Origin of the sequence: Pseudochryseolinea flava (assembly GCF_003286915.1) — a bacterium.
Taxonomy (GTDB): domain Bacteria; phylum Bacteroidota; class Bacteroidia; order Cytophagales; family Cyclobacteriaceae; genus Ohtaekwangia; species Ohtaekwangia flava.
Genome location: NZ_QMFY01000007.1, coordinates 288,188 through 304,044, shown reverse-complemented (window position 1 = coordinate 304,044; position 15,857 = coordinate 288,188). Strand labels below are relative to the sequence as shown.

The window sequence follows — 15,857 nt, the reverse complement described above, 5'->3', positions numbered from 1 at the left end:
GAAGTTTACATGTCCTCTAACGAAAAGAGCCACAAACATTTTGTCTGTGGCTCTCTTATGATTTTGTTTTTAAACCTTAGTAGTTTATTTTTTCGAGTCGTCTGTCGATGCGTTTTTCTTTTTCGAAATATTCGCTAATCATGACGTAGCCAGGCTTCGCGCGGTAAACGAAATATTTGCTCCCTTTTCTAACAAGATCAATTTTGTCGACCGTAAAAGTTTTTTCCGGTGTGTAGACAATAGAACCGAGTTGATTCTTCCCCTTTTGACCTTTCTCACGTTCAAAGTTCACGTAGTTGATGATGAACGTGTTGTTGTCTGCAGCTACCTGAGAGAAAGCATAGTCAAATCCGCCATAACCTTTCGCGAAGTATGAAAGCATTTTCGATCCACCGATCATGCCGGCCATTCCAGGGATTGAAAAATCGCTCTTCTCCTTTGTGAATACGTGAACGTTCTTCATAGCAAAATTCGCATCGAATTGGAGGATGACCATGTCGTAGATGTTTAGTTTTAAGGTCATCGGTGTGCCACCTTTCTTATACTGCTCGCCGATAGCGAAGTAATCTCCGTCTGCCGTTCTGATAAAATCGTGGAAGAGTATACTTTTTTCTTCAAAGGCTTCCTTGTGTTTTGCAGGTACTTTTGCGGCGATTTCTTTTTTCCAGCTGTTAACTTTTTCAGAAATCACTTTCCCCTTCATGTCAAGCACTACGGTAATGAAACCTTGGCTAGGATCTTTCAGCGAGTTGTCTTCCTTGTTGAAGTACTCACCAAACATTGTGAACTGCTGTTTAGCAGCATCGAATGATAGGTCGGCAAGTGCCACTTTGTATTTTGACGTTTCCATTGGCACACGGAACAATTGTTTACCGTCTGATGTGTTCACTACCAAAAGGTCCATTTCTGGATTGAAGTCTAGAAGCGCGGTGCGTCTCATAACAATAGATCCGATATATTGGTCGCTTTGGAAACCCTCCACGGCGTTCTCAAAATCGAATTCATCTTTTGGACCATAAATAGCCCACGCTCTTTTCATGCTGTTGTCATAAAATTCTATTTCATAATCGCATTTTGACTCATCTTCGATACCATACAAAAGAAAACCTTTGTTAGGCACAGCAATGAAAACCGAGGTCATCATCTCATTGCCTTGCGCCATGTACATGTATGTGCCGTATCCTTGTCTGTTCTTTAGGGTCTTGGTTACTTTGCCAAGTTCTTTTAGCGTTTGATCGTAAGCGATGAGCTCGAGACTTTTCTTTTGTTGATCGAAAAACAAAAATCCAAATGACGTTCCGTTGAAGATCCCTTCTACGAGTAAATAGGTAGTCGGGCGCGTAATCGTAATGGAATTGATCTCACGAAGGTTCTCGTCTGTTATCGTCAGTTGGTAGTTGTTGTTTTTGCGATCTTTTTTCTCAACGTTGTAAAAATTGAAGTAACCTTTCACGGTACCATTTTGAATAATGGATCCTGCACTTCGAAGCTTAACGGTTTTAACATTTTCTGTGCTTGATGTTTGTGCCGTCATCTGAATGGCGATCATCATACAACACATGAATAGATAGATTTTTCTCATTGTATTATTTATTGGGATTTTACTTGTTAAACTTTTTAATATACTTCCCGTGCGGGAATGTTTTGATGTACGCTTTTTTGATTTCGTCGGATGCTACATTGCCGACACCTGTTTGAGATGCCATCCACCAACCGAAAAGAAATTCTTCATTCGATATGTAGCGATCTTTGCGTGACGCCATGTAATGATAGGAGAGCGACGCAAGTTCACTTAGTCGAAGATTATGCATGAAGGTGAGGAACCGATCGTAGTTTTCAGCAAACCGCGGGTCAGGGAGCGACAACACCTTGCCGAGTTCATGGTTTTGCTGATGAGCGTAATGCTGGTAGAGACATTGTCCAATGATGGCATGAACATAGGCATTGTCAGGATATCGTGCTGCAAGTTTGAGTGACTCGAATAGTGCGCGGCCATAGCGCTTATAGTGTACCAGCGATGCTACTTGTTCAAATCGACAATGTTCACGAAGCGTGTTCCGCGCGTCTGCATTAAACTTATTATTGATGCAGGCTGGTAGACTTTTCATTTGACGCTGTAAGGCTTTGATGCGTCGCTGACAACTGGGGTGTGTACGCGTACTGTCGTTATCTTCCGATGTTGCGTGCCAAGTGCTGGATGGTGTGTACGCAAGCCACTGGTCTTTGAAGGGATATGCGTCGGTGTGAAGTGCCGTCTTTAGATCGAGATTGTTAGGGAATTCATCGCGGTCGGCGCTATCCAGAATCTCCAGCGTACGAATCGGGGAATGTACATCAGAAGTCAAATTTCGGTACATGCGTAGCGCAAGAGAGTCCGCTTCGAACTCATGTTCGCGGCCATGATGTGTGATCGAAAGCTCCAATGATTTTGCGAGCTTGGAAAACTTAGTGATCTGCTCGTAATCGCTTCGTTTGATCGAACGGACTTCCTTCTTGAACTCTTTGTCGTTATACAATTTTGAAAGCGCGACTATTTTATTGTCGGAATGTTTGTAGTGGTAATGTGCTAACTCGTGACATAGGACAAAGGCAATCTGTCCTTCCGTTTCCATGCGCGCGAGTAGCCCAAGCGTTAGGGCAATAGTTCCTTCGCCAAAACTTACAGCATTAACCGCCTCGCTGCGATAAACGAATACGTGTGTCTCCGGTTTAAATTGTGGATTAGCATCATAAATATCTTTCAAGAGGCGTTGCAGGGAAGATGTTAACGTTGGATCGCTGATGATGTAGTCGTCGTTGAACCTACTGATAACATAGTCGGTGCGGTTTTGTAAGTATTTCCGAATGGAAGCGATAACAGCTTTGTTAGATTCAGAGATTGCTGCTTGAGCGCCTGAGAGGCGTGTATTCAAGGCAGATAAGTAAGTGGGAGGTATAGTATCTTCAATGGGCAGCGCTTGGTAATTGGTTGTGAACTGAGCAAAGCCACAAAGCGGAGCGGTCAACAGAATGAGTATGATGAGAAGACTATGCGCGACGAAAAATGTACGTCTGCGCCGGTGCGACAATGGGGGCGTATGTCTGAGTTTCAAGTGGGTTCCGTGCTAACTTCAGGTCGCTAAAATAGAGATAACAGAAGACAGCAAGGCGGTTTATGGGGATATTTTATTTGTAAAGATTTCCCTTGCCGAAACCCGGGGGATCAAGTATCATTGGGGTCGGGTTATGGCGAACATGGGTAAAAGCAGCCATTTTTGCTAATTCTTAACCTGATTTAAGTTTTTGGTGGCCCCTGTAGATATTTGGGCTACAAATTTGGTTTGAAGTAGACTGGATTCGGCTCCTGCTTGCTATGCCGGATACCTACTAAACGTTTGACGATTTGAAGGCACCACTTACCATACGGGATCTTGTTAACCTCCTCTATCAAAATAAGGAGGTCATTGAAATCTTGTTTGGTAACAAGGATTCGATCAACAAGTCGGAGATTCTTGCCCGTGGTGATATGTCGGATGAAAAGCTTGAAAAGCTGGTCAACTACGAAATCATCCACGAGAACAACAACGTAATTGGTCTCGACGACCGCATCACGACTTTTATTGAAGAATTCCTTGAGATCGGTGAAGTAACGACGAGCTTCATTACGGACAATATTCGTTCGTTAAATGAGAATCTCAAGTATTATCACATCGACGTTAATCCGAAGTTCTTACGGAATATCAAGCGCTCACTTAAAAAGATCAATTCGACTACATCGCGTGAGGTTATGAAGCTTCACAAGAACATCGATGATACTTATAAGAATCAGGATAATTATCTGATCAAACTACAAGAGCTCGACAAGTACAAGCGCAAGCGTGATGATATTATCAATCTGATCATGGAGTCAGAGCAGATCGTGTCGGATGCTCAAGGTTTGTTTAATACGATCATTGATGCGGAATTAAATTCGATAGTGTTGGATTTACGTTACGTGCTCGTGCGCAATAGAGATTATCTGAATGAAATTCAGGCGCAGATCATTGACTATATCAACAAGATTCAACATCAAGCAGCGATCTACAAAAAGATTCAGCGCTTAAAAGAGTTGAAGGACTACGAAGAATTGAAATACAAAACCAATTTCGTCGACGTTGTGATCGGAACAAGGGCATTGATGTTCCAAAGGAGAAATCCATTGAAGTCAAAGTTGTCGTTGGACTTTTTGCATACTGACCACGGCTATACGATCACACAGAAGATTGCGAAGAAGTTGCATTTACTTCGTAACAATCATCGCAAGCCAGCAGGAAAAATGGTTGCCGGTTTCGATGATAACAATCTTGAGGAGTCGGCAAGCTTGAACATAGCAGGCCTTGTGGAGAAGTTCCTACAGTCGGATAGTGACTTGTTTCAATTTGTATTGAACTACAATTTTCCGGAGAAGGTTGGCACCTTGAGTTTAGAAAAGCGGATTTCACTTTATGTGGGGATTACTATTGATTATGACAACAGACTGTTGATCTCCGGAAAGCTCGGAAAGATGCAATACATCAACGAAAAAAAGCAGAAGCTACAGCTTGGCTATGCAATCATTAAACCCAATAAGAAAGCTGTTAAATGAACAACATCCCCAAACATACGCCGGATATTTTTGCGATTTTAAGTAGAGGGAATTTCATTAGCTCAAATGGGAGCAAAGGAAAACTCTTCGATATTATCAACTACGAGGATAACTATACTATTCTAAAAGAATTTTTTAGTCATACCGGCTATACCCTCGAGCGCGGTCATAATTATTTTTATTTCAGTCAAACGGATGAGCCCAACTTGATTATCGAAAAGAAGTTGGAGCAGTTTGCGTATTACATCGATGTTATGGACTTCTTTTCATCGATGGATAATAAACCTGTTGTTGGCACCCGATATCGCGTAACGCAAATTGCGGAAGAGTGTTTTTCTAACGAAAGACTGAAGCAGAAGATATATGCGCTTTCGCGACGAGAGAAAATGGTTGATAAAGTCGGGGAGATTGCAGGCGACCTCACTGCGGCTGGATTTTTTGAGCAAGAGGATGAGGATACATACAAGGTGATGGACGCTATCCATTACTTGGAAGAAGTTATTTCACTTATAACGATTGAAGACGATGGAGAGCAGACGAATCCTCAATAGGATTATTTTTATAAATATTGCGAATACAGATTATTCAAGTATTGAGATTGCGGGGAATACATGCTTCGTTGGAACCAACAATATGGGGAAAACAACATTGCAGCGAGCAATCCTGTTTTTTTATAGTGCGAATACACGTGGACTAGGTATATCGCCCTCACAGAAATCTTTTGAAGATTATTATTTTCAATTTCCCAATTCCTATATCATCTACGAAATCGCTACGGAGGAAGGCGTTTTTCATGTCGCGGTATATCGGAATAATAAACTCTTTTATCGATTTGTAGAGAGCCCTTTTGTCCAAGATCACTACATCGTCGATAGCGAGGCTTTATTGCCGAAAGCTGTACTTGGAAAATTCAATGAAAACAAAATAGGCTATAGTGATCAGATTGAAACGTTCGAACGCTATAGGAACATCATTTACGGAGCAGATCCGGATAAGAAGTACAAGAAGTTCGCCCTGATGAAAGGGAATGCGAACTATCATAATATTCCGTTAGCGATCACGTCGATTTTCTTAAGTTCCGAATCGGTAATTCGCGCAGAGTTCGTGAAAGAGTGTATTGCGAACTCCATTAGTTCAAAGCATACAACGATTGAGTTGAAAACAATTGAACGTCAACTCCGCCAGTTTGCTGAGCGATACCACGATATAGAGACATTTTTTAGAAAAGAGAATTCCCAACGAAGCGACCTGATTCGTGATAACTTTTCGCAGTTACAGCAACTGAAGGTGAAGCAACGCTCGCTTGCGGGTGAATTGGGCGGAGCGCTAAAGTATGCGCAAGCACAGAAAGAAAGTGTGGGAATTCAGGCTGCGGTAAAGCGTGACGAGCTTTCTCGTATTGAGCAAGAATATTTAGAGAAGGAAGTGGCGCATCAAGAGCGGAACAAAGATGTAAACCAGGAGATCGGAGCATTGAAGTCTAAACTCCGTGAGTCTGATAAAAAACAACGCGACTACGAGGAGAAAGGAATTGTAGACTTATTACGAGAAGCAGAGGAGAAGCCTCAGTTATTGGTGGAGCTTCAGGCACGCGAAAATGAATATGCAACATTGACAGCTGGATTTAGTGATACAGAGCAGCAGTTCAAAACGTTGTTTGATGCACTGGAGAACGAACGCCGTGAACTTGATCACGTCCTAAGTTCACAAGCGCTGCAATTGGATAAGCGCTTCACAGAGGAGAAGAATAAGATTCAAGACGCATATCGAAAAGAAGAGGCTGAAATTAAGGAACGGCACGCGGAAGAGTCCGATCGCTTTAAGCAATTGAGGAGTGAGAAGGAACTTGAAGCGAAGGATGTTAGTTTCCGAGAGCGTGAGATTAAGCAGCGCAAATATTTTGAGAAGGAAGTTACCTTACTCAAAGATCATTTGGCTGAGATCGCGAAGAAACGCATGGAACGTACATCTGCGTTAACGGTGAAGAATAATATGATCGATTCTTTGAAGAAGGAAGGTGATCACATTCGTGAACGTTTTAGAATTACTTCAGAACAGTACGTTGAGAAAAATAAGCAAGAGCTTGTTGTTATTGAAGAGAAGATCAAAGTAATCGACGACAAGCTTTCAATTCACCAAGATGCGTTGTTTGGTTTCCTTCAAGAGCATTATCCAACATGGTACGAGACCATCGGAAAGGTTTGTAATGAAGAAATTTTGTTCAACAAAGAGCTAAAGCCTTCGTTGACCAAGAAAAATATCGATACGCTTTATGGCATTGGGTTGGATTTGAGTAATGTAAAGGTTCACTCAAAGACGCTCGAAGAATATGAACAAGAGAAAGCAGGTTACTTGGAGAAAATCGCTGAGCTAAACCATGCGTTCCTTGAGTTCCGCGAAACACAAGCCCGGGAAGAACAGAGTCGTATTGGTGGTATTGGAAAGAAATCGGCGCATATCAAGAACGAAATTTCGCAACTTGAATATGAAGCGGAGCAAGATACGCAGAAGGAGAAGCAGTACGAGCTTGACCTGTATGAGTGGCAACGAAAGGGCGAGGCGCTGAGAGAAAAGGAACTTCTTGAGGTGTACAACCATCAACAAACATTGAAGAAGACACTTGAGTCGTTGAAACAGAACTTAACAGAGCTTGATGCGGTAGTCAATAAGAATATTCAAAAACTTAAAGCAGATGTTGCTGAAAAGGTTGAGAAGTTAGGCAAGAGTTTCGAGCGCGAGAATGCAAATGTCAAGGAGCAACGCGCGGAAAAAGAGGAAGAGTTTCGAGAAAGAAAAGAAAAGCTTCAGAAAGAGAAATCAGCAGTGCTGAAAAAGAAGGGCATTGACGATACACGGATTAAGAAACTTCGCACAGACATTGATTCCATTAAGGTAGCGTTGAAAGAACTTGAAGAGAATGCAGAGTTGATTGCCGATTATCGCAAAGATAAGCGAGAGTTGTTTGATAAGGCTGAAGAATTTCGGAAGGAAAAGGAACGCTTGGAAGATCGCATCCGGCAATCGGACAAAGCTTTCGGCACGGAGAAACAGCTCTTCGCGGCACGGAAAGTTCAATTGCAGGAAGATGTGCGCGCGCTTGCAGAATCGCTCAAGAAATTTACGGACGGCTTAGATCATTTTGAGAATCATTTCCGCGATCGTATTTTATTCGACAGACTTCGACATATGATCGAAGGTGCAACCGCGGAATATGCAGAAACAGGTATCATTGGTCTATGCTCACAACTTCAAGCGAATGACAACGAGTTTCACAGTCAGTTTGAGAAATTCCGGAATAACATCACGGAGTTTGCTGGGCGTTTCCGTCCGGATAATCACTTGAACTTTAAGATAGGAGCTCAGGCAAGTGAAGTGGAGTACGAGCGCTTCGCGGCATACCTTCAAGAGTTTTATAACGAGAATAAAATTCAAACATCGATAGCGGAAGTGGCGAAAAGTCATGGTATGTTAATTGACGCCATTTCAAGTAAGATGAAGGCTTTGATTGAGCATAAAGGTCGTATCAATAAAATGATCGATAAGATGGAGCACGACTTTAGTAAAGCTTCATTCGAGAGTTCAAAGCTGATCGAATACATTAAGCTCAAGTCGGAAGACAGTGAAAATAAGGTTCTCCGGAAGTTGCAGAAGATTTCAGAATTCCGCGAGCAGAATCCTTTCTTGTATGGTGAAGCGAACCTTTTCAATCAGAATAACAAATCAAAGGGAGAGATCGATAGGCGCTCCGTGGAGTTGTTGAACGATCTTCAGAAGACTATTGCCGAGGAGAAGTATGAAGAAATCAGAGTGCAAGATCTTTTCGAGCTTCGCTTTAGAATTAAAGAAGGAAAAAACGATACAGGGTGGATTGAAAAAATCGATCGCGTAGGATCGACCGGAACCGACATGCTGGTAAAAGCGGTGATCTACATTACACTCTTGAATGTGTTTATCAAGGAGTCAACAGAGAAGACGGCGCGCAATTTCAGTGTTCATTGTATCATCGATGAGGTAGGACAGATTTCCGCGCCGTACTTGAAAGAGCTAATCAACTTCGCTGGTGAGCGAAATATCTGTTTGATCAACGGTCTTCCTAACGAGAGCAAATTAGAAACGCACTACAACTACACTTATAAATTCAGAAAAGATCAGCACGGTTACGTGAAAGTCATTCCGTTGCTGACCATGAGTATCGAGCCGTAGTAATTTTGAAATTTAGTTAGGCAAAGATTGTTGAAGGTCTCGTGCCATGTTTGCGATCTTGCGTAAGGTCGCGTCGGATGAATTTTTCAATTCTTCCCAGATCAGTCCGGCGATTAGTTTGGGCCAGAACATTGAAGAATCGACGTCACCGCCGGCATGGATTTCAATTTTAGAAATTTCCGCCGCGAGGGCTGCGCGTAAAATAGGAGGTACGGCGGGATCTTGTGAAATCACTTTCACCTTTTGCAATCCTTGTTGAATACGCCCAGCATTAAGATCGGCTGCGGCGTCACATAACTGATAAGGCCAATGGATATCGGTCTCGGTTGCAAACCCCGCCCAGAAGAATTTAGCTTGCTCAAAGTCTTTTTCTTTCACGAACACTGTTCCCATTAACAAATAGAACACAGCGGCTTCATACGTTACGTTTGTATTGGGAGTCTTGGCAACTTTTTCCTTCGCCTTTATCGCCTCTTCTTTGGCGATGCCGGGCCAACCAGCTTGGTACATCGTAATGGATCGTAATGATTGGGCCAGGTAAACGAGCTTAGCATCTTTATCTTCTTCTACAATGTCAGCTTCAGCGAATGCCAAGGTCGGCTTTCCTGAAATAGTCCATCCGTAGCCTAACAACAAATGCAGGTATGGTTCTTGAATTTTATTAGAGTCTGCGTTGGCGAGATTGTAAGCTTCAACACTTGTTTTCAAGGTAACACGCGAGGCGGTTTTGTAGGTGTTGTAGCGAATACCAGAGGTTGCATCTTCGTACTGTTCATGTTCGGTCTTTTCGCCGCCACATGCAATTAATAGTAAAAAGATAAACAGAAACGAGAATGGAGTGAATTTGGTGTTCAACGAGGTTGTATTTGTGGCAAATAAAATATTTTAAATCTGAAACACAAAGACGCTGTTACGGCCCCCCATGAAAATGAGCACCACAGATTGAGGCAGAAGAAGGTGTAGCTGATTTTAGAAAAGCTTAGCGAGTAACTCCAAGCAAACTGAGAATACGTTTAATGCACCGAGATTCTTTAATTGACGCGCTTTTTTGAATTTACTAACAAACCAGACGATTAGACCTGTAATGACTACTGTCAGTAGTATCGTCGCTAAGAGTGGATTTGTGAACATGGGCGGCGGAGGGATTTATGTCAATTCAACTGTGATTAAAGATACATAACTTTTTGAATAAACGCCACAGCCGTTTTCAGGGAAAAAACATTGAAATGGATGGTCAACATGTAACCTTTTTCGCGCGTCATCGTCGTCGGAATGATGAAAGCCATTTGCTACACCCGTTACGGAAATTCTGAAGTTCTAAAGTTTGAGGATGTTCCCATGCCGATGCCCAACGAGAACGCGGTGCGGATTAAAGTTGAGGCAGCTTGTATCAATTCGTGGGACTGGGATATGGTGCGGGGCAAACCGTTTATTGTGCGGGCGTGGGGGCTGTTTAGTCCGAAATATAAAATTCCAGGCGCTGACGTCGCAGGACGCGTAGACGCTGTCGGTGCCAAAGTGACCAAGTTTAAAATAGGCGACGCTGTATTTGGCGATCTTGCCAATGACGGCTGGGGCAGCTTTGCTGAATACGCCTGTGCCGATGAAAAATCATTAGCGCTGATGCCGCACGGCCTTACGTACGAAGAAGCTTGCTGCATTCCACAAGCAGGCATGATGGCGTTGCAAAGTGTTCGTGATCATGGACGCCTTCAAACGGGGCAGCACATGTTGTTTAATGGTGCTGGCGGTGGCGTTGGAACCTTTGCGGTTCAATTAGCAAAATCAATTGGAGCAGAAGTAACCATCGTTGATAAAGCAGATAAGTTTCCATTGTTAAAGAGTTTAGGTGCTGATCATTGTATCGATTATACCCAGCAAGATTTTGTCGAGAATGGATTGCGTTACGACTTAATCGTTGATGTTGTTTCGAATAGACCACTCGCTGCGTACAAGAAATCGTTGACGCCTACAGGTAAGTTCTTAATGGTTGGTGGTTCTATGAAGGCGATCTTTCAAGCGATGTTCTTGAGCTCATGGATTTCAAGTAAGGAACAAAAACTGGGAATGATGGCCTATGAAATAAACAAAGATCTGGATTATATGGCGCGGTTAATGCAAGAGAGAAAGTTACGTGCAGTGATCGACACGATTTTTCCATTGGAGCAAACTTGTGACGCTTTCGCTTATTATGCCGCCGGCGATGTTAAAGGAAAAATCGTGATTAAGATACAGTGATCGAATGATGCACTTGGTCATCTAAATTGACGGATGATCCTGTGAAAATGCAAGTTAACGTCAGTGATTTGCTGTGGCGTGTAATTCGCGTTAGCTTGCCCTGTTTATTCGATGATGACATCTAGATTTTATACATCAATTGGTCTCTCGTGGCTATTGGTTTTCGTTGCAGTGCTCACAGCGTCAGCATGCCAATGCTGGACTAACAGAAAAGTTTCTGTTGAGGATCTTTGGCTGAATGATATCATTTTCAAAGGAACAATCAAGTCTGTAAAATCAGTCTCCGTCAATGGTCGTTTATTGTCGCAAGCGTTATTTCATATCGAACAGAAGTTTCATTCAAAAATTGACTACGATACGGTTTCGGTGTACACGCCCGTGCAAGCTGAACAGTGCGGCCTTACATTTAAAGTTAATTCAGTTTGGTTAATGTTTGCATCAGGAACGATGTACTTGGAATCGACACGGTGTAGCAAGTCGATGGAGCAGCGTGGGGTCGAATCGGATAAACAAATTGCAGCCTCTATAAATTTCTTTGACATTCTAACACATGGCGATCACCGTATTCGTGAAACGATTCAAGGTCTCGATGGTTCCTACGACGCAGTGGGCGAAATTATCAATGGAAAGCCTCATGGCAAATGGTTTCGTGTTGTGGATGGTGATACCCTCTCGTGGTTCAATTTTTACCATGGAAAACAAGTCGGGCATCAATTGGATCGTTCGTGGAATGGTAGAATTGAAGAGCGAAGTATCAGCTATGTCAATGGCGACAAGATTGAATCTGTGAAATTCTATTCGACACACAGTACAGACATCCTTATTGCGCGTTATCGAAATGGCGTGTTGCATGGACCTTACGAATCACGATTTTCTGATACATATAAAATCGGTGAGTTTGTTAACGGAAAGGAAGAAGGTGAGTGGTTGGTTTATATTGATGGTGTTCTTGTGTCGAGTAAGCTATATGTAAACGGACGAGAGCAAATGCCGCGCGGCGATGTCAATTAAAACACCGTGAAGTCAACGCGTCTCTGGTTCTGATGTTCATCTTCGTTTTTTCCTTCGTTCTTTTTTGTGTGTTCTTCACCGTATCCGACTACAGATATATTGGAATCAGGAACCCCCATGTCAAGCATCAACTGACGGATACGTTGCACGCGCTTCACCGATAGTTTGACATTGAAATCATCTTGACCACGACTGTCCGTATGTCCTTCGATCAACACGTGACGACCTTGCAATGCATATTCGACGGCAATGAGAAATGGCTCCATATCAACGACGGAGAATTCATCTTGATTGAATTGAAAGTATAACGGCGCTAGCGGGCGTGGTCCAGTGATGGGATTCTTCTTGAGGTCATCAGCAACCTTTTCGCGAATGTCTTCATGTTTTTTTGAATTCGGAACAGGCAGTTTATTCAGTGCTAAAACTTGATCTTCCTTTTTATGAAGTTGCTCAAGTTTTTCTTCCGTGACCGCTACTTGTGGTGCTGGCCTTGGCTCGGGTTCAGGATCCTTCTTTAGCGCGACGCACGATGATAAGACTCTTCCGGTGTTGCTGGAGCTTGTTTTCTTGCTCGCAAACATTGGTTTACGCGGACTATGACTGCGTTTTCTATCAAGGAGATGGCATGCGCGCGAGATCAGATTGTCTTGTACACGATAGTGATTTTGTTGGTGTCGTTGACGTTGCTTGGCGTAGTCATCCTGCGCGAATGAATCGATTGAAAACAGCGATGAAAATAAGATAATCAGCGTCGCGAAAAATCCACGCATCGGGAGCATTCTGGTGGCGTAAAATCGATCCATACTGCCGCAAAAAATTGGTGTCTAGGTTGAATATACCGAAAGATGTACCAATTTTAAAATGCAGGCAGCCAGGTAGATAAAACGCCCAAATTTGAGTGTTTTAGGCTAAGTGCGCAGGCAAGGTGCTCGTAACTTTCCAATAATGGGAGCAAGGTAAGCCGATTGGGTACTAGGGCCTCGTGTACCTCCGGCAGCAGTATAATGTTCAGTAATTGACGAGAAGAAATGTCGTTTTGAGTTTCTATCTTTGCTGCGCAACGGTATCCCTATTGGTCGAAGATCTTGACCTGTGTGGCCGTGTTTCAAAACATGTTTAACACCTTCATCATGCGCGTTCATATTCTCCTGGCAGTTTTTGTTCTTTCTGCATTGACAGTATTTTCCCAACCATCGAACGATAAAGCAATCGAAAGTGCGCTGACAAAACTTTCTGCATCGTTGCAAAATAATCCAGAGAATCCGTTGCAAGTCGATCAAGGTTTCATAACGAACCTAGCATCTCAACTCAGTGAAGGTGCACTTAAAAATACATTACTTCATTACAGCAATAGCCTAGGATCGGATAAGGATCTGAGCTATCGTCAAATATACTTTGATCTTTCGACGGCCTTTGATAACACGCCGGGGCTCGTCAACGATAGTCGTTTTAAACAAACGAAGCTAGAGCTTGATTTGATGTTTGATCAATATCATTTACTGGCGAGGAAATTGAAATCAAGCAATGGTAACTATGAGTTCGGTACGTTTCTGAATGATCAAGAGTTGATGTCTGGATTGAAAGACATTTCGGGCTCGTACGAGAATGCTTTGGCTATTGGAATGGGTGTAGAATTGTTCAAAGCTTTTGCAGAAGCGCTGGCAGAGGCGAAGAAATTTAAAGACGATTACCGTAAACTTGCTAAGCTTAGTGGCGATATTGTTTTCACTGAACGCGATGCGCATTTGAACGCAGCATTGATAGACGCATATGTGGGCATTCGTTCACGACAGGTGCTTACACCAATATTTCGTTACGATTTTGATTTTGGATCGTCATTGCGAGTTGAGAAAGGCATTCTTGTGTTCAGCAATCCAAAGAAAAATATCACGAAAGAACTCATGGTGGTGGATAAACGCCATGATGGTAATAATTATAAATACGGTTCGTACTGGGAACAGTATCCATCGACGCTACTCGTAGCATCAGGGGAAAAGTTTTTTTACTTGCATAAGTTGGGCGACGCGGTGAATGATGTGCCTTGTAAAAATTGCTTGAAGGACGGTGGTTATATTTTTAATGCAGAAACAGGCGATCTTATTCATTCAGATGACGCCGTGCTGCGCCCGAAGGGTATAGACCCTTACATATTTGATGAAAATGGTTTGTTGTATGACTATCGCTTCCTGGGATTGTCCGGAAATAAACTGCTTAAATATGAATTCAGAGCTGATAAAAAGAAGGCGTTTTCCGCTGAATACGAAGTCGGTAAAGAAGGAAGGCGCGTGTATAGTACGAAAAACATTTATTTCCGAAGTGAGTTTATCGTAGAACGCGACAACGCTGTCGCTGTGCTTCATTGGGTGAATACGAATAAGCAATATGAATCGAAATTCGTTGTTACGCGTCCAGAAGGACCAGTCAATACTGACTACATGACAAATGAATTAACAGGGATTGTCAAAACGAAGCGCAACGAGTTGTATTTCACATCACGAAAGGGATATGTTGGAAAAATTTCCGCTGATGCGTATGCGCTAACAGACTCGTCACTTCCGATTCAAATTCGCAACGCAAAGGGCGAGCAATCACTGCCAGGGTATAATTTTGTTGATGCTAAAGAGTATGAGACTGTACACGGGAATATTGCGCGAGAAAATGATTGCCCGTTGATTCCGAGATTAGCATTAACACCCGACGAGAAGTATTTGGTGTACACCATTTACGACAGTTTGTTTCTCGTGAATACGGATAATTTGAAAGACGTTAGACGATTTGGATTGAGCGCGTCACCGTATAACTTTTTCTTTACAAAAGAACTTGGCGATTGGGTTATCAATTTGCAAGCGTTAAACAATTATAAATTTCCGATCACTAAAAAGTATAACATCAGAAAGCTTTTGGAGGCTGACACACGTAAGCATGTTAAAACAGTTTCTTTGCCATCGACGACAGGAACCGTGACGAACAAAACAACAGCAACGCCGATTAATCAGTCGAATACCACGAATGCAAATGGGAGTACCTTAGCAGATGAAATTAGAAAATTAAAAGCATTGTTGGATGAAGGAATCATCACCCAGGAGGAGTTTAATCTTGCTAAGAAAAAATTACTTGAAAATCCATCGGCTCCTCCGCAATCAAATAGCGGTGAGCGTGTGAATGATTATTCGGATTGGCTGTTTATTCAGAGTGATAAGGCGCTTCAAGTCCGTTATAGCATCGAGAAGGCTGCCGGGGATGTGAGTTACGTTCGCCTTCAATTTAGAATAAACTTCAAAGCCGATGTTTTTTGTAGCGATGCAACGTGCAGGGGCTATCTTTTGGCATTGGGTTACGAGGATCCGGGATCCAAGAAGTTAATGTATAAACACTATAAGTTTTACAACAACTATACGGAGGTGTATACGATGCCAGATCTTGTTCCGGTACAAATGAATTTTTCAAATGGTCGTAAACGTTACCTGCAAAGTGAAGGATTTTTTTATAATTCTCCCGCGGTTAGTTCACTAGCGCCAGATGAAGTGTTTTATAATTGTGTCGATAATATTCTTTCAAACTCCGCGAAGAGTCGTTGTGCCGGACCAGGTAGCTGGCGAGATATTTATCAAGAAGGCGAAGCGGTGGTGCTTGGTGGACAAGGATCAAATAACATGATGGAGAAAAATCAAGTTACTCCTGCTGAACAGCCACAAGCACAGCCAAAGAAAGAGACAAAGAAAAGCCTATTGGGGATGTGAATCGACCATGCTGCATAAAATAACTGCGCGCTAGTTTTCAAATAATGAACTACTTCCCAATT

At 42.6% G+C, this 15,857-nt stretch carries 10 protein-coding genes; 6 read left to right on the top strand and 4 right to left on the bottom strand.

What is annotated here, in order from left to right:
- Positions 1-76 precede the first annotated feature (76 nt).
- Together DQQ10_RS15395 and DQQ10_RS15390 are read right to left on the bottom strand one after the other, a co-directional pair.
- Positions 77-1,582 (bottom strand): DUF6770 family protein, encoded by a 1,506-nt coding sequence (locus DQQ10_RS15395; protein ID WP_133259664.1) that lies wholly within the window; start codon positions 1,580-1,582, stop codon positions 77-79.
- A gap of 19 nt (positions 1,583-1,601) precedes the next feature.
- Positions 1,602-3,092 carry a M48 family metalloprotease gene (locus DQQ10_RS15390; protein WP_112747775.1) on the bottom strand — a complete coding sequence of 497 codons (1,491 nt, stop codon included), beginning with the start codon at positions 3,090-3,092 and terminating at the stop codon, positions 1,602-1,604.
- Positions 3,093-3,382: 290 nt separating this feature from the next.
- Here DQQ10_RS15390 and DQQ10_RS15385 point away from each other — a divergent pair, with 290 nt between their 5' ends.
- The 3 genes from DQQ10_RS15385 to DQQ10_RS15375 are packed head-to-tail and all read left to right on the top strand — an operon-like array spanning position 3,383 to position 8,806.
- Positions 3,383-4,603 carry a hypothetical protein gene (locus DQQ10_RS15385; RefSeq protein WP_112747774.1) on the top strand — a complete coding sequence of 407 codons (1,221 nt, stop codon included), beginning with the start codon at positions 3,383-3,385 and terminating at the stop codon, positions 4,601-4,603.
- A complete protein-coding gene (locus tag DQQ10_RS15380; RefSeq protein WP_112747773.1) occupies positions 4,600-5,154 on the top strand; it encodes a condensin complex protein MksE in 555 nt (184 codons plus the stop codon). Before DQQ10_RS15385 ends, DQQ10_RS15380 begins: the two co-directional genes overlap by 4 nt.
- A complete protein-coding gene (locus DQQ10_RS15375) occupies positions 5,129-8,806 on the top strand; it encodes an ATP-binding protein (RefSeq protein WP_112747772.1) in 3,678 nt (1,225 codons plus the stop codon). Before DQQ10_RS15380 ends, DQQ10_RS15375 begins: the two co-directional genes overlap by 26 nt.
- Before the next feature lie 12 nt (positions 8,807-8,818).
- On the opposite strand, the gene DQQ10_RS15370 is transcribed toward DQQ10_RS15375, so the two are convergent.
- A complete protein-coding gene (locus tag DQQ10_RS15370; protein WP_112747771.1) occupies positions 8,819-9,661 on the bottom strand; it encodes a hypothetical protein in 843 nt (280 codons plus the stop codon).
- 417 nt (positions 9,662-10,078) lie between these two features.
- Between DQQ10_RS15370 and DQQ10_RS15365 the strand changes: the two genes are divergently transcribed.
- Both DQQ10_RS15365 and DQQ10_RS15360 read left to right on the top strand, forming a co-directional pair.
- Complete coding sequence (locus DQQ10_RS15365) at positions 10,079-11,044, top strand: NAD(P)-dependent alcohol dehydrogenase (RefSeq protein WP_221409739.1); 966 nt, start codon at positions 10,079-10,081, stop codon at positions 11,042-11,044.
- Between the two features lie 111 nt (positions 11,045-11,155).
- The gene (locus tag DQQ10_RS15360; RefSeq protein ID WP_112747769.1) at positions 11,156-12,055 is read left to right on the top strand and encodes a toxin-antitoxin system YwqK family antitoxin; all 900 of its coding nucleotides are present in this window, start codon (positions 11,156-11,158) and stop codon (positions 12,053-12,055) included.
- On the opposite strand, the gene DQQ10_RS15355 is transcribed toward DQQ10_RS15360, so the two are convergent.
- Positions 12,052-12,858 carry an OmpA family protein gene (locus DQQ10_RS15355; RefSeq protein ID WP_112747768.1) on the bottom strand — a complete coding sequence of 269 codons (807 nt, stop codon included), beginning with the start codon at positions 12,856-12,858 and terminating at the stop codon, positions 12,052-12,054. The genes DQQ10_RS15360 and DQQ10_RS15355 overlap by 4 nt on opposite strands.
- 327 nt (positions 12,859-13,185) lie before the next feature.
- Here DQQ10_RS15355 and DQQ10_RS28245 point away from each other — a divergent pair, with 327 nt between their 5' ends.
- Entirely contained in the window at positions 13,186-15,795 is a 2,610-nt protein-coding gene (locus DQQ10_RS28245; RefSeq protein ID WP_245970430.1) for an SHOCT domain-containing protein, read from the top strand.
- The last annotated feature ends 62 nt before the right edge of the window (positions 15,796-15,857 follow it).

Excerpts from the sequence above, each read along its gene's own strand:
- DQQ10_RS15365 (WP_221409739.1), top strand. The coding sequence starts at position 10,079 with ATGATGAAAGCCATTTGCTACACCCGTTACGGAAATTCTGAAGTTCTA.
- DQQ10_RS28245 (WP_245970430.1), top strand. The coding sequence starts at position 13,186 with ATGCGCGTTCATATTCTCCTGGCAGTTTTTGTTCTTTCTGCATTGACA.
- DQQ10_RS15375 (WP_112747772.1), top strand. The coding sequence starts at position 5,129 with ATGGAGAGCAGACGAATCCTCAATAGGATTATTTTTATAAATATTGCG.
- DQQ10_RS15355 (WP_112747768.1), bottom strand. The coding sequence starts at position 12,858 with ATGGATCGATTTTACGCCACCAGAATGCTCCCGATGCGTGGATTTTTC.
- DQQ10_RS15395 (WP_133259664.1), bottom strand. The coding sequence starts at position 1,582 with ATGAGAAAAATCTATCTATTCATGTGTTGTATGATGATCGCCATTCAG.
- DQQ10_RS15360 (WP_112747769.1), top strand. The coding sequence starts at position 11,156 with ATGATGACATCTAGATTTTATACATCAATTGGTCTCTCGTGGCTATTG.
- DQQ10_RS15380 (WP_112747773.1), top strand. The coding sequence starts at position 4,600 with ATGAACAACATCCCCAAACATACGCCGGATATTTTTGCGATTTTAAGT.